The 14,661-nt window shown below is 55.6% G+C and carries 14 protein-coding genes and 1 tRNA gene; 8 read left to right on the top strand and 7 right to left on the bottom strand.

Features of this window, described 5'->3' with window-relative positions:
* Positions 1 to 6: 6 nt before the first annotated feature.
* The 3 genes from G7Y41_RS05615 to G7Y41_RS05605 all read right to left on the bottom strand — a co-directional run bounded on the left by G7Y41_RS05615 (position 7) and on the right by G7Y41_RS05605 (position 1,332).
* Positions 7 to 684: a bacteriocin-associated integral membrane family protein gene (locus tag G7Y41_RS05615; protein ID WP_165315435.1), complete on the bottom strand. Its 678-nt coding sequence runs from the start codon at positions 682 to 684 to the stop codon at positions 7 to 9.
* Between the two features lie 30 nt (positions 685 to 714).
* Positions 715 to 1,029, bottom strand: a complete 315-nt coding sequence (locus G7Y41_RS05610; RefSeq protein ID WP_165315434.1) for a lactococcin 972 family bacteriocin — start codon at positions 1,027 to 1,029, stop codon at positions 715 to 717.
* A 123-nt stretch (positions 1,030 to 1,152) separates the two neighbouring features.
* On the bottom strand, positions 1,153 to 1,332 hold the full coding sequence (locus G7Y41_RS05605; protein ID WP_231367239.1) for a hypothetical protein: 180 nt from the start codon (positions 1,330 to 1,332) through the stop codon (positions 1,153 to 1,155).
* Positions 1,333 to 1,550: 218 nt separating this feature from the next.
* Here G7Y41_RS05605 and G7Y41_RS05600 point away from each other — a divergent pair, with 218 nt between their 5' ends.
* Positions 1,551 to 2,735 carry a cation:proton antiporter gene (locus G7Y41_RS05600; protein ID WP_231367238.1) on the top strand — a complete coding sequence of 395 codons (1,185 nt, stop codon included), beginning with the start codon at positions 1,551 to 1,553 and terminating at the stop codon, positions 2,733 to 2,735.
* A 73-nt stretch (positions 2,736 to 2,808) separates the two neighbouring features.
* Here the strand turns inward: G7Y41_RS05600 and G7Y41_RS05595 are convergent, their stop codons facing one another.
* Positions 2,809 to 3,438: a hypothetical protein gene (locus G7Y41_RS05595; RefSeq protein ID WP_165315433.1), complete on the bottom strand. Its 630-nt coding sequence runs from the start codon at positions 3,436 to 3,438 to the stop codon at positions 2,809 to 2,811.
* Between the two features lie 1,112 nt (positions 3,439 to 4,550).
* Between G7Y41_RS05595 and G7Y41_RS05590 the strand changes: the two genes are divergently transcribed.
* Positions 4,551 to 4,626 (top strand) — tRNA-Arg (locus G7Y41_RS05590).
* Positions 4,627 to 4,810: 184 nt separating this feature from the next.
* Here G7Y41_RS05590 and G7Y41_RS05585 read toward each other — a convergent pair.
* Complete coding sequence (locus G7Y41_RS05585; protein ID WP_165215240.1) at positions 4,811 to 5,245, bottom strand: winged helix-turn-helix domain-containing protein; 435 nt, start codon at positions 5,243 to 5,245, stop codon at positions 4,811 to 4,813.
* A gap of 457 nt (positions 5,246 to 5,702) precedes the next feature.
* Positions 5,703 to 6,998, bottom strand: a complete 1,296-nt coding sequence (gene ilvA / locus G7Y41_RS05580) for a threonine ammonia-lyase IlvA (RefSeq protein WP_165315460.1) — start codon at positions 6,996 to 6,998, stop codon at positions 5,703 to 5,705.
* A gap of 201 nt (positions 6,999 to 7,199) precedes the next feature.
* On the opposite strand from ilvA, the gene G7Y41_RS05575 reads away from it, so the two are divergent.
* The 4 genes from G7Y41_RS05575 to ettA all read left to right on the top strand — a co-directional run bounded on the left by G7Y41_RS05575 (position 7,200) and on the right by ettA (position 10,678).
* A complete protein-coding gene (locus G7Y41_RS05575) occupies positions 7,200 to 7,355 on the top strand; it encodes a hypothetical protein (protein WP_165315432.1) in 156 nt (51 codons plus the stop codon).
* A gap of 9 nt (positions 7,356 to 7,364) precedes the next feature.
* Positions 7,365 to 8,000 (top strand): oligoribonuclease, encoded by a 636-nt coding sequence (orn, locus tag G7Y41_RS05570; RefSeq protein WP_269207938.1) that lies wholly within the window; start codon positions 7,365 to 7,367, stop codon positions 7,998 to 8,000.
* A 129-nt stretch (positions 8,001 to 8,129) separates the two neighbouring features.
* Positions 8,130 to 8,792, top strand: coding sequence for a single-stranded DNA-binding protein (locus tag G7Y41_RS05565; RefSeq protein ID WP_165315431.1), 663 nt, complete (start codon positions 8,130 to 8,132; stop codon positions 8,790 to 8,792).
* 203 nt (positions 8,793 to 8,995) lie between these two features.
* A complete protein-coding gene (ettA, locus tag G7Y41_RS05560; protein WP_165315430.1) occupies positions 8,996 to 10,678 on the top strand; it encodes an energy-dependent translational throttle protein EttA in 1,683 nt (560 codons plus the stop codon).
* Positions 10,679 to 10,801: 123 nt separating this feature from the next.
* Here the strand turns inward: ettA and G7Y41_RS05555 are convergent, their stop codons facing one another.
* Entirely contained in the window at positions 10,802 to 11,770 is a 969-nt protein-coding gene (locus tag G7Y41_RS05555) for an acyl-CoA thioesterase (RefSeq protein WP_165215227.1), read from the bottom strand.
* 339 nt (positions 11,771 to 12,109) lie between these two features.
* On the opposite strand from G7Y41_RS05555, the gene G7Y41_RS05550 reads away from it, so the two are divergent.
* Both G7Y41_RS05550 and malQ read left to right on the top strand, forming a co-directional pair.
* Positions 12,110 to 12,358, top strand: a complete 249-nt coding sequence (locus tag G7Y41_RS05550) for a PTS sugar transporter subunit IIB (protein WP_165215223.1) — start codon at positions 12,110 to 12,112, stop codon at positions 12,356 to 12,358.
* A 141-nt stretch (positions 12,359 to 12,499) separates the two neighbouring features.
* Complete coding sequence (gene malQ, locus G7Y41_RS05545; protein ID WP_165315429.1) at positions 12,500 to 14,644, top strand: 4-alpha-glucanotransferase; 2,145 nt, start codon at positions 12,500 to 12,502, stop codon at positions 14,642 to 14,644.
* Positions 14,645 to 14,661 lie beyond the last annotated feature (17 nt).

Genomic DNA, 14,661 nt, shown 5'->3' with positions numbered 1-14,661 from the left:
CAGTGCTCATAGTGTCAATACGCAGGCACTGAAAAGTGGAAAGATAAGATCCCGCAAATCGCGCGTAACAATCTGGAGGTTGCTATAACCGTTAAGCATTCGTACAGTTTGCGATCGTCGTTTAGAAATAAACCATCCAATAATAATGATTAAGGTAAGTAACGCAGTGACCAGCACTACTGCTATCACTCCCTGGTAGGCAAAAGGAAGTAACAGTAATTCTAAACTCGTGTACTGCTCCCAAGTATGCACAGCTCCACGATCAGTTAACCAGTGTTTAAACCCCGCAATATTTTCCTCACTTCCTTTAAGCGCATACACGCCTGAAGGTGGAATATCCTTCGCTTGATCAGCGGGTAACAGGTGACCAGTTTTACTGGGGTTCACCCACATAATAGGGCTTGCCTCAGTTGGTTGTGGGATTCCTCTGGCGATAACTTGTACAGTTTTCACGCTTGTGGTGCCAGATAGTTGAAAGATTTCCACCTGCTGCCGTGATGAGATCTCTTGGAGCTGTTCATCTACGGCAGTAGGTGGAATATCAGAAAGCTGGAAGTTAATGAAACCCACGTCGGAAGTATTCAGGGGTAGTACGCTTTCTTCCTGGATAGCTTGCAAAAAACCAAGACAAGTAGCCAAGACGCCCAATACTACACCGCAGAAAACCACCAAACGCCGCATCATCGCTTTACTTCCTCCCCCCCCAACACTCACCTAACGAGTAGCCGTCTGAGATGAAGTTCCAGCTTTAAAAGTCACGGAAGAGCCAGGAACGTGCCACAGCCACGTTGAGGCAGTCTTACCTGTCAAAGCGGCGGAGCGCTCATATTTTCCAGAACTCGTCCCAATGGATGTCCAGTGCCACTGTGATCCGTGGTAGAAGGATGAGCTCGCGTTACCGGTTGTGTAATTTGTGCCGTGGTACCACTCGCCACCGAACAGATCTTCAGCGAATGCGGCCCCGACGCTCATTCCCACTAACGTTGCTGCTGACACGACAACTCCGATTGCCTTCTTTAGAATCTTCATGATGATCTCCTGAGATTCCAATGTGTAAAGCCCCGATACATCACACATTTTTAGTATACCGAACAACCAATGGGCATACAATAGAAAATGTCAAATCTGTGCAAGTTTTTGGTGAACAGCGAATCAGTAGTCGAGTTTGGCGTTGACGCGTGCGTGGACTTGGCCGTAGAGGTTGCCCAGGCGCCGTCGGCGTTCATCTCCGTTACCCCACTTGCCCTTAATAACTTCGTAGGAGAGGCCATCGATGCTCTTAGCCGCAGGCTCTGGGTTGGGAGCAGGCGCTGGCGTAGCTTGGCAGTTCATATGGTCAAATCAATACTGAGCGCGTGCCATGTCAGCAGAGTGTTGGCTGCCCTGCAATTTCGCCTGGGCATTCGGTGGAGGTGAAGGTCTTCTCTTGTGTCCGAACACGTTTTAACCACTAAGCCTCAAGCCGAATGAGAAGCCTGAGCTGCGCTCAAAATACGGGCTAATGCCCAAGATTACTCGCCGCAAGGTGCGAAAGGCGTTTTAATGAGGGAGTGCCGAAGTCCGACATGCTCTCTCTGTTCTTCATCGCCTCCGCGGCTGTCCTTGCGCCACTGCTCGCCGCAGCGACGCATAAACGCATTCCCGACGTCGTGTGGCTCCTGATCCTCGGCGTGGTCATCGGGCCCTCCGGTTGCGGTATTGCCGAAGTCTCCCATTCGATCGACCTATTCCGCGAAGTCGGCATGGGAATGCTTTTCCTCATTGCGGGAACCGAAATCAACGTGTCACAGGTTCGTGCGAAACCGGGTCGTGTAGCGATTGGCGTCTGGCTGGTCTGCTGTGCCGTTGCGACAGGTGTTGCCTACGCGGTTGTGCCACCAACGAAGTTTGCCTCGTCAATTGCCCTGGGGATCGCTTTGACATCAACGGCGTTGGGGACGTTGCTGCCGATCCTCATCGAGGAGAAACTCATCGGTCAACCGATGGGCAACGCTGTCCTCATTCACGGAGCAATTGGTGAGTTGGCTCCCGTTCTCGCAATGTCGATTCTCCTATCGTCGCGTGATCCGGGATTATCCACAGTTATTTTGTTGATTTTCGTCATCACCACGGCCGTAGCGATCGTCGTTCCCACACGGTTCATCCTGCGCCATCCAGCTATGGGACGAGTGATTCTCATGGGATCGCAAACGCCCTCGAAAACACTCATGCGTGTCGTCATCTTCATCCTGACCGGCCTCATGGCGTTGTCGTCAGTCCTTGATCTTGACATTGTGCTCGGGGCATTCACTGCGGGCATTATTGTGCGCGCCCTCGCCCCCGTGAACTTCACGCTCGTGGAAAAGGAACTGAGAACTCTGGGTTTCTCGTTCCTCATTCCGATCTTCTTCGTGACATCTGGAATGACGATCTCGCTGGACGCGGTCATCAAACAACCGTGGATGCTCCTTTTCTTTGTCGCAGCGATTCTTGTGGCTCGCGGGGTCCCGGTGATGATCGCCGAGCGCACCATCGGTTCGGTTCAGCGCATGGGATGGAGTGATTCTGCCCGACTGGGGCTTTATGCCGCATCGGGTCTGCCGATCATTGTTGCGGTGACAGAAGTTGCCGTTGCGGGCAAGATCATGCCGTCCGACATCGGTTCGCTCCTTGTGGCAGCCGGCGGCGCGTCCGTCCTGCTGTTCCCACTGCTTGCGCACCTTCTTGGTCAGCGTGCCACGAGGCCGAAAGCCTAGGCCGCCATGCGGTGATCGTTGAAGTGGGAGCTCAGCGAAGCGAGGATGAGATTCGCCCTCTTCTATTGGGGATCTATGGAAGTGCGAGAATTTCTGGAGCAGTCATTGACGTGCATCGCTCGTATACCTCAGGACCTCGTTCTTTGTCAACGAAAGTGAGAGCAGCTACAATTCCGCCCTCTACCTTTTTTCCTTCACGGAAATAACGCTCAAGATCGTTTTCGTAGTCAGAACCGGAATATGAGGGCTCGACAACACGATGCTTGACCAGGCAATACGCAGTCAACTCGTAATTATCGATATTATCAGGATTCTGACGCATCGAATTAAAATACATGGTCACTAACCCGCTTGAGGTCTCTTGATAACACTCATCAACAATGCGCCGATACTCATCCGTATCATCTATTGCAGGACCTGTAAATTCATATCCTCCATCAGCTATACTTCTTGCTACTAATTTTCCAGAAGCATTCACACACTCCACATAGATGGCACGCGCTTCGGCAGCCTCTTGTTCTGTGATGACATTGTCTTCGAAAACTCTTTGAGCAAATTCAGAAATATCCTGTTGCTTAAGCGCTTGAAGTTTAGATTCCCACCCTTCCCCGTGTGGTGGGGAAGGGGCATCTGCCCCACCACACGCCGAAAGAATCAGCATCAATGGAAGCCATAGTGCCCAAACTATGCGTTGTTTCATCACCGGACAACCACCGGCCAAGGCCCCTGCGAAATATATCCACCATGAAACACTCTGGAGATACTCTCGATGCCCATAGGTGCAGTATCTGAATGGCGATATGCCGCGTATCCATCAAACTGGAGGCGAGCCTCTGCATAGTGACTGTTCCCCGGGGTTGAATACAAGCACAAGGACTTCATCACATTTTGACTGACCTTATGAGCTTCACACGTCACGGGTGCCGCAAACGCACGAGTTTCTGCGAGGAAACTTGTTGCACTCAGTGCCACGATCATTGCGAACGCAGCTATTCTCCTGCCTATCATTCTTCGCCCTTGAAGTCATTCCATCGATGAATATGAGAACACCTCTCACACATGTGAGACTAATCTCAGAGTGCATATCCTGACAAGAGATATTTCTAACCCATCTCTGAATGTGAACAGCCTCAGGTATCATATTTTCTTTATTTTTTCATTTCTAATGAAAGAGATCGAAGGAAAGTCTCCTGATCGCGCCACGTTGACGGCAGTCTGATCGGTGCGTAACTTTCCCTGAAGTTTTTTGCAGAGAGCTGCGGCAATGTATGGGTATCGCTAGGCCTACCGTTGGACGAGGATGATGTATCGGTGGCTTCTCTCCGAAAGGGCAGAGGCGTTTCTCTCTGGTGAAAGCACGTCGTTGGCGATAGTATCGACGTGCTGGAAGGTGGGGACAAGGTCTCCCATCATGAGCCGAGGTGGGTCTGTAGGACAAAGAGCCTACAGGCTCTTCTCTCTCTTTTCCGCGGTCTTGCTGCTTCACGTACCGGGGCTGTTTGAAGCACTGCACTCACTGTGCTCACACTGGTCAACCAGGTTGCAACCTGCGGGTCAATAGAAGCAACTCACTCAGCGGGATGCTCAGTCGAGCATGTCCACCACATCGACATCTTTCCCCCGTCTTGCTGATCCGCGGCACCGTCGTGTACGCGCACGCCCCCGGAGATTGATCGCCGTGTGGCAAGTAGTCTCGGCATGCCCCTTTCGTAGTGAAAACCTTGAAGAGATCTCGAATGTGGGGTGACTTTCCCCTAAATTTTTGGGCAGAGAGCGCAGGAGTCAGTAGGCTTAGTTGTGATGCGGCAGCGCGATGCCTCCGTAGCTCAATGGATAGAGCAAGGGCCTTCTAATCCCGAGGTTGCAGGTTCGAGTCCTGTCGGGGGTACCAAAAGCCCGGAATGTCAACGAAAAGTCGCTGATATTCCGGGCTTTTTACCGAAAATGGACACGTGACTGGACACGTGTTCAGAATCCAAAACTGGGACCGTCATCAGTCTTGGCGTCCCCAAGTTTCCGTGCGCGACGCAACCACCTGCAGCGTGCGTCGATCAATCCTTCCGGGGAACGACGCACTACGCAGCCAGCGCGTGAACAGGCGTTGCCAGCACGTGAATGCTCGGCGCCGAGTTCAGGCGGTATCCCTGGCCGCGAACAGTGGAGATCAAGTCAGGAGCAATGCTCAGCTTCTTGCGGAGGCGACGGATATGCGCGTCGACGGTGCGTGAATCATCACCCAGCTCCGAACCACTCCACACCGTGGCGAACAGTTCGGCGCGTGAGACCGCGTGATCGGCCCGAGCAGCCAGATACGTCAGCAGCTCAATTTCCTTTGCGCACAGTCCCGCGGATTTTCCATCAATCGTCACCCTTTGGCGATCAACGTCGATTTCGATGACATTTGACGTCAACGACAGACCAGAGAGGACTTTGAGGAAATCGTCGAAGGACGTGGGGGTGTCGTCGATGGTGGCGGCTAAGGACGAGGAGGAGGTGTTGATGAGTGTCATGAGAGTTTTCCAGTTCGTGTATGTGCCGCGGCCCTCGGGTGAGTTCATTAACGAGGACGCCCTACACGGGGACGTGTTGCGGCTAAGGATTGACGGGGCGGGGATTGTCAATCACATACACATTCGCGCACGCTCATCGCCGCACACAGGACGGCACTGGGCGTCCACGGAAACTGTGTGAGCGAGGAGGTTGCGAACCTGGAAGGAAAAGATTTCAAGCGACATGAGAGAGTATCCGGATTTTCGGGGCCGCGAGCCTTGATGAGGCGTTCTAATCAGCGGCCGTGATTGACAGGGCTGAGGGCGTCAATCACATACACATTCGTGCACGCATATCGCCGCACATGGGGCGGCACATGTCGTTCACGAAAGCAGTCATGGGTAGTAGTTTTCCGTCCCGAACTCTCCGGTGTCAAACGGTTGTTCGGATTCTGAGATTCTGTAACTGGACGTCGTCCTAGACAAGAAGGCGGAAAATCTCTGAATCTGCCTCAAGTTCCTCCACGTGCAGGGGAGAATCATCCATACGCCGACGAAGCCCGTCGATGTCCTCTTTTGTTGCAATATCAATGCCAACGAGGGCGGGCCCGGACTCACGGTTGTTCTTCTTCGTGTATTCGAAGTGAACGATGTCGTCGTTCGGACCAAGGACTTCCTCAAGGAACAGGCGCAGAGCACCGGGACGCTGAGGGAAAGTGACGAGGAAGTAATGCCGCAGACCCTCGTGACGAAGAGAACGCTCCATGACTTCCGCATAGCGCGTGAGGTCGTTGTTCCCTCCCGACACCAGGCAGATGATTGCGCCGGTTTCCAGTCCCAGACGTCTGCGACGTTCCTTTGGGGTAGCAAAGAACATGCGAGCAGCCGTCGACGTCAGGGCGCCAGCAGGTTCAGCGATGACCCCGTCGGACTGGTACAGCTCAAGCATCTCAGTGCACACTGCGCCTTCTGGCACAACGAGGATGTCATCGACGTAATGCATGGCTGCATCGAAGGGAAGGGTCCCGGCGGTTCCAACGGCGGTGCCGTCAACGAAGGGATCAATCGTGTCGAGTGTGACGGGCATTCCGGCATCGATTGCGGCCCGCATTGATGGGGCGCCTTGAGGCTCAACACCGATGACCTTGACATCGGGTCGCTGCGCGTGAATCCACGTGGAGATCCCTGCGATCAGTCCGCCGCCGCCCACGGGAACAAGTACAGCGGCGGTGTCTGGTGGCATCTGTTCAAGGAGTTCAACCGCGATTGTTCCCTGCCCTGCGATGGTCATCGGATCGTCGTACGGGTGAATGTAGGTGCGGCCAGATACTCGTGCCGCTTCCTGTGCGAGGGCGTTTGCTTTATCAAATGTTCCGTCGACGATGACCTGCTCCACCCAGTTTCCGCCGATCGTTGCAATGCGGTTGCGTTTTTGTCGCGGAGTATTTGACGGAAGATAGATTGTCCCGTGAACTTCCAGGTGCGCGCACGCGTACGCCACACCCTGCGCATGGTTTCCCGCAGATGCGCAGATCACGCCGCGCTGTTTCTCTGATGGGCTCAGCTGCGCCATTCGAGCGTACGCGCCCCTGACCTTGAAGGACCGACACTTTTGCTGGTCTTCGCGTTTAAGAAGAATCGGTGTGCCCAATTCGTCGGTCAGCCGTTCGGATCGGTCAAGCGATGTTCTGCGAACCACGCCGTCAAGAACATCCGCTGCCCGGGCAATGTCCTCTGGTTGAGTCCTGTGCTCACCGTTATTCTGCGGTGTCATTAACGAGGACGAGTCCGTGCTTTCCTGCGATGAGTGCGGCGTGAGCGACATGAGTGAAACTTCCCTTGTAGGCGATTGACAAAATTGTACGAGGACGAACGCGTGCTCAGGAAGAAGATTTCGTACCGTGACCACGGATGCACGCGACGACAAGGATCCCGTGAGCTGACGGTCTATTCGCAGATGAGGGGTGTATAAGACTTGCGTCACTACGTTCAGGTGCCGGTGAATGCAGCCTGCCTGAGAGTTTCTGGCGCAACCCGCATCACCACGCCCGCAGGTGCCGGTATGTCGGTGAGTGACGGCCTCGTCCTCGTCACTATCGAGGGATGCCGGCCCAAAGGTGGAGGTGACTAGAATGGGCGCGTGACTACGAAAGTGAAAGATCCCCTGGTGTGGATCGACTGTGAAATGACCGGCCTTGATGTTGAAAAGGATGACCTCATTGAGGTAGCGGTAGTTGTTACTGACGGTAACTTAAACATTCTTGATCCGGGGATTGACGTACTCATCAAACCCACCGAGGCCGGCCTCGCCCATATGAACGACTTCGTGCGCAATATGCACACGACGTCTGGGCTGTTGGATGATCTTGCCGATGGTCTGACAATGGATGAGGCAACAACACAGGTCCTGGACTACATCAAAGGTTTTGTTCCCGCCAAGGGGAAAGCGCTGCTGGCGGGAAATTCCGTGGGAACGGACAAAGTGTTCCTTGAGGCCAACATGCCTTCGGTGATTGACCATCTGCATTACCGTCTCATTGATGTTTCATCTGTGAAAGAGCTGGCTAAACGGTGGTATCCGGCAGCATTTAATGCATCGCCAGAAAAGCACGGGGGGCATCGAGCGCTCGCCGACATCCGTGAATCCATCCAGGAGCTCGAATACTACCGGCGCGTGCTGTTCCCCTCCGAGCCCGTCGCACTCAACGACGCCGCGCGCATTGCCAGCGAGGTCGTTGCCCTGGGTATTACGCAGGTCGGCAAAGCCGAGGTTTAGATCGCGACACTCCGCGTGATCTGGGTCGCCGCTCGCTATCCACAGGCACAGCGGCGGCCCTCGCTTTTTCTTGCTGGCCCGTTCATTGTTGGTTCATCGGAACAATCTGATCGACTGAAGGAGTCACCAATGAACGACACAACAATGACGCTGCGTGGCCGAGTAGGGACACAGCTGAAAATCTATCGGACACAGTCGGGCCAGCTCATCGCCCGTTTTCGTCTTGCGGTTCCGCGTTGGCGAATCACGGATTCCGGGGAATTCGTCGAGGAACGGACGCGATGGTACTCGGTATCGGCGTGGGACAGGCTCGCAGAAAACCTTGTTCCATCACTGGTCAAAGGCGATCCCGTTGTCGTCGTTGGTCGTCCCGTTGCTTCCGGGTGGACCGATCGGGAAGGTAACGCCAGGGCGGAGCTAACAATTAACGCCCAAACGGTAGGCCACGACCTGACGAAGGGGAAAACGCGGTTCACAGCGAATCTCTCAACACGCAAGCATGCCGAATCCGACGATGCGAACACGTCCTCGGATCATTCGGTGAACACCGCTGTGGAGGTCGCGTCCTTGCCGGGGGGCGTGAGCTCCTGTGACGAGGGGGATGATGCTCTGATCGAGTCCGGAGCACTGCATTTCGATGAGTCAGAACCTGGCGTTCCTCGAGATCCGAACGTGGTGGATTCAGTGAGCGTGCTTGTGTCTGGCAATGACGAGGGTTGTGACGTGCCCGCACCCTCGGAGGAGATCCGGGGGTCCGGCGAGGAATCATCCGAATTTGTCTATGACGCGTAGGGCATGAATCCCCTTGGGTTTATCGGCAATGGTGGTATGCACCCGCTGCTGCGACTTTGGGGAACTCAGGGAGGGTGAAGATGTCGAACCTGACGCGGTTTCTGTAACATCGAGGCGACGAGGCGCGTCCTCGTGTCCTAGCATGGAGAGGACATGCGCGCGTGCGCAGTGAGCTACCCGCAAACAACCCCGAACGGAGAACAGTGGCGGAGTTTATTTACCAAATGATCAAGGCCCGCAAGGCCATTGGCGACAAAGTCATCCTCGACGATGTTTCGATGTCTTTCTACCCGGATGCGAAGATCGGCATGGTCGGTCCTAACGGTGCTGGAAAGTCCTCGATCCTCAAAATCATGGCTGGTCTTGACGAGCCGAGCAACGGGGAAGCACGCCTGACCCCCGGATACACGGTCGGAATCCTCATGCAGGAACCCGTCCTCGATGACACGAAGACCGTTATTGAGAACGTGCGGTTCGGTGCCGCAGATACCTTCGCCAAACTTCAACGATTCAATGAAATCTCTGAGGAAATGGCGAATCCGGATGCAGACTTCGATGCTCTCATGGAGGAAATGGGCAAACTTCAGACCGAGATCGACACGCTGAACGCATGGGATATCGACTCTCAGCTTGAGCAGGCGATGGACGCTCTGCGCTGCCCGCCGGCGGACACCCCCGTGTCTGTCCTTTCCGGTGGTGAACGACGTCGCGTCGCTTTGTGCAAGCTCCTCATCGAAGCACCCGACTTGCTGCTCCTCGACGAACCGACCAACCACCTGGATGCTGAATCCGTGCTGTGGTTGGAAAAACACCTGGCGTCATATCCCGGTGCGGTGATCGCCGTGACCCACGACCGTTACTTCCTTGACCATGTTGCCGGATGGATCGCTGAAGTTGACCGTGGGCACCTCTACCCATATGAAGGCAACTACTCGACCTACTTGGAGACCAAGCAGAAGCGCCTCCAAATCCAGGGGCAAAAAGACGCGAAGCTCGCCAAGCGCCTCAAAGACGAACTTGAGTGGGTGCGGTCGAATCCGAAGGGACGTCAGGCAAAGTCCAAAGCGCGTCTGGAACGCTACGAGGAAATGGCAGCCGAGGCTGAGCGCACACGCAAGCTGGATTTCGAGGAAATTCAGATCCCGCCGGGGCCGCGCCTGGGATCCGTGGTGATCGAAGCCGCTGACCTCAAGAAGGGCTTTGGAGACCGCGTCCTCATTGATGGACTGTCGTTCTCTTTGCCACGCAACGGCATCGTCGGTGTCATCGGTCCGAATGGTGTGGGCAAGACAACGCTGTTCAAGACGATCGTCGGATTGGAACCGCTCGATGGTGGTGATCTCAAGATCGGTGAGACCGTGAAGATCAGCTACGTCGACCAGTCTCGCGCGGGTATTGACCCCGATAAAACGCTGTGGGAAGTTGTCTCCGACGGCCTCGATTACATTCAGGTTGGGCAGGTGGAAATGCCGTCGCGTGCCTACGTCTCAGCCTTTGGTTTCAAGGGGCCGGATCAGCAAAAGCCAGCGGGTGTGCTGTCGGGTGGTGAACGCAACCGACTCAATCTGGCGCTCACCCTCAAGCAGGGCGGCAACTTGCTGCTCCTGGACGAGCCAACAAACGACCTTGATGTTGAAACGTTGGGGTCTTTGGAAAATGCGCTTCTGCAGTTCCCTGGCTGCGCTGTCGTTGTCACTCACGATCGTTGGTTCCTTGACCGCATCGCTACGCACATCCTCGCGTGGGAGGGGACCGAGGACGAGCCGTCGAAGTGGTACTGGTTCGAAGGGAACTTCGAGTCGTATGAGAAGAACAAGGTGGAGCGTCTGGGTGTCGATGCTGCAACTCCGCATCGCGTGACCCACCGGAAGCTCACTCGCGACTAAGACACTCTGTTCTGATCGAAGAATGTTTTCGATCAGCGATCTGTGGAACACCCATGCCCCGCAGGCAGCGAGCCTGCGGGGCATGGCGTATCTGGTACGGGCGTGTCGAATCGGTCAATCTGCTTACGCCGCTCCGATCTGCACTTCTCCGGTCTTTTCGTCAACGCCGAATCCCCAGCGGCCGCTGCCGTGCTGAGTTCCGTGGGGAACACGAAGCATGCCCTGCTGCTCGGCCTCGGCAACAAGAATGCCTGAACGCGTGAAGATACGGACTCGGCACAGCGTGCGACCATTGTTGACGTTTGAGCATTCACCGTCGTAGAGCAACCATTCGTTGATGTCGACGTCACGGTGAAACCACATCGCATGATCCAAAGAAGCCGCTGACATTCCGGGTGTCATCCACGACAACCCCAATACCCGCATCGCGGGCTCAAACATCACCTGGTCAACGACGTATGCAAGCAAAGCACGGTGAACATGCTGGCTCGTTCCGCGTGGTACTTCTGCTCGCGGACACATCCACAGTTGCTGCCTGTTGGATCGAGTGGGATCTGGCTGAGTGTACAGATCATCTTGAACATGACGGACATCGAAAGCCGTGGTCTTTCCAAGGAACTTTCCTACGGGATGATCCATCGCCCGGAATATCGCCAGTGCGGACGTCAATTCCTCGGGGGCAGGGACCTCAAGGGCAACTCCCTCGTACTCAAGAGCTGTTTCTTTCCCCTGGTATGACGCCATGAGTGAAAGTAACTCCCCATTGTCTTGGCGGCACGATACCCGCCGGGATGAAAACGAACGACCGTCGCGCAGGCGCTCGACCTGGAGCTCGAAGGTCGCATTCGGGTTGCCTCCGCGCATAAAGTACGCGTGAAGAGAATGGGGGAGTCGTTGCGGGTCTTCGATCGTTGCTCCGGCGGCAAGAAGGGCCTGGGCAATCACTTGGCCGCCGTAGACTCGGCGAACCTGGGGCAGAGAATGTGCGGTGAAAACATCGTCGTATGACGAATCAGGAGTCAGACTGAGGATCCGTAACACCGAGGCGAAGGGCTCATCGGAAATGACAGGAACGGGGATCGGTCGGGTCATGAATATATACTTTCATGTTTTCTTATCTGATCATGTTCAAGCGGCCCGATCACGTCGGTGCTGCCTTTAATGTCCATGTTACTGAGGCTTCTTTTGCAAACATTGGATGAGAGATATACCATGTGAGCCGCGTCGCAAACCGCTGCGGTGGTTGTGACGTGCCCGTGCGCTAGCCCTCACGCGTTGGTTTGTGCGAAACAATCTGCGATCGAGGTGACGGCGCGGTACAGCGGTACAACCGCGATATAGCGCTAACCGGAAAGTCCGAAGGCATTCCGGGCGGCATCGACACGTAATGAACCCATGTGACAACCAGAACGAACCGCGGAAGGAGCGAGTGTGGACATCTGTGAGTCTCTCATGATCGCTCTGGGCGGTCCCCGAAACATCAAAGACGTTGAACCTTGCGCCATGCGCGTGCGGGTTGAAGTCATTGACCAGCGGCTCGTTGACGAAACGAGGCTGAGGATTCCTGAGGTCCTTGCGGTTGTTCGCTCAGGCAGCGTCGTCCAAATTATTGCGGGAACTCACTCTGACTCATTGGCTGAGGGATTGATCCTCCGCCTGAAGAATCGCGTCGCTGTCTGAACGCGAATGCCCCTTCACGCGTTGACGCGGTGAAAACCGTGTTGCCCTGTCTCATTCCTCGCGTGAGCCTCCCTAAGGATTGGGCTTCGCGCAATAGAATGAGGAGCCTTAGCCCCCTCAAAGACGAATGGGAGAGTGGCCGTGGAAATGAGCGCCCCCGCACGTGACGCCGTTGATCAGCTGCGTCAACTTGCGGACATCAATCGAGTGGCCACCGGCTATTGGGACTGGTACGGCAACTATGTCGAGGTCGCCGCCGACTCACTGATCAGTGTCCTTCAGGCATTGGGTGAGCCGATTTCGCCTGAATCAACGGTTGCCGATGTGCAGCAGGCCCTGAAGTTGGCTCAGGAGCGTCCGTGGAGAACAGTGATCCCTCCGACCGTTGTCATACGTCAGGGGCTTCACCAGGAAGTGCCAATTCACGTTCCTCATGGACAGTGGGTGACGCTGCGCTGGATCACAGAAGATGGCCGGTCGGGCCAGTGCCCGCAACTGGATCGCTGGGTTGAGCCCCAATGGATTGAGGGCGAATTGGTTGGGCGCGCAACATTCCAAGTTCCCTCCGATCTTCCTCTCGGATGGCATCACCTTGAGGCAACAATTGAGGGGGGACAAAATGCAACGGCAACCCTCATTGTTGTTCCCTATGCCCTGACGCATCGCTTACTCAACGGTGATCGACGAGTCTGGGGTGTCAATGCCCAGCTGTATTCAACGCGGTCGTCCGGTTCGTGGGGTGTTGGCGACAGCGAGGACCTGGCTAACCTCGTGGCACTGAGCGCAGATCGCGGGGCGGATTTCCTTCTGATCAATCCTGTGCACGCATCGACTCCGATTCCACCGCTGGAAAATTCTCCGTATCTTCCGGTGTCGCGTCGCTGGGTGAATCCGCTCTACATCAGACCCGAAACGATTCCAGAGTTCGCTGGACTCAGCGACGCAGCACGTGAGCGCGCTCGCTTGCTGCACGAGGGAACTCAGCCGAGCTCTCAGGAGTTCACCCTCATTGATCGTGACCGGTCATGGGCAGCGAAGCTTCCCGTTCTTGAAGAGATTTTTGCTCAGCCGCGTTCGTATCACCGCGAAGCAGAGTTCCGTTACTTTGTCGAGGTTGGAGGCGAGGATCTTGCTCGTTTCGCGCTGTGGTCAGCTCTTGTCGAACACTCGGGTTCTCTTGAGCTTCCACCAGATCTTGCGCGCGTTGATTCGCCGCGCGTGCGTGAACTGGAACAAGCGCTTGCCGAGCGCGTGACCTTCTGGCAGTGGTGCCAGTGGATCGTTTCGGCTCAGCTTGCCGAAGCTCAACGCGTTGCATCCAGTGTTGGCATGGACATCGGTGTGATGACTGACCTGGCTGTTGGTGTCCACGGTTACGGATCGGAGCTGTGGGCGCATCCAGAGTATTTTGCCTCGTCAATGACCGTTGGGGCTCCGCCCGACATGTATTCCCAGCAGGGGCAGAATTGGTCGCAACCTCCGTGGTCGCCAACATCGCTGGCACAGGCGGGATACGCACCCATTCGAGACATGGTGCGAACAGCTTTGTCGAGTGCGGGGGCCGTGCGTATCGACCACATTCTTGGTCTTTTCCGCCTCTGGTGGATTCCCGCTGGGAAGTCGGCAAAGGAAGGGACCTACGTCTATTACGACCATGAGGCGATGGTCGGAGTCGTTCTTCTTGAAGCCCAGCGCGCAGGTGCTCTTGTTGTCGGCGAAGACCTGGGGGTCGTGGAACCGTGGGTGCGTGACTACCTGAAGGACCGCGGTGTGTTAGCCACCTCGGTCGTGTGGTTTGAGAAAGACGAATCCGGGATGCCGAAGGAACCGCATCATTACCGTCAGCAGTGTCTCGCGGCAGTGAGTATTCACGATCTACCGCCAACCGCAGGGTATATCAATGGTATTCAGACGACGCTCCGTGATGAGTTGGGGCTGCTTGTTGACGATGTGGAATCTGTGCGAGCTGCGGATCGCCGTGAGATGGAACTGACGGTCCAGCGCCTACGCGACTACGGCCTGATTGGTGAAAATCCCACGGACCGAGATGTTCTTGAAGCTCTTTATGCCTATGTCGCGCAGTCTCCGGCGCGTCTCGTTGTTGCCTCTCTCGTTGACGCAGTGGGGGACACTCGACCTCAGAACATGCCGGGAACTCATTTGGAATATCCCAATTGGTGCGTACCCCTGTGTGGTCCCGATGGGGTGGAAATTTCCGTTGACGACCTGGCAACGAATGAACGCCTGGGAGCGCTGTTCACTGTGCTCAACGATCGCGTGCACTGAGTCCGCGTTGGTGGACG

Origin of the sequence: Schaalia sp. ZJ405, assembly GCF_011038885.2 — a bacterium.
Taxonomy (GTDB): Bacteria; Actinomycetota; Actinomycetes; order Actinomycetales; family Actinomycetaceae; genus Pauljensenia.
This window is presented reverse-complemented; position numbering and strand designations above follow the sequence as displayed.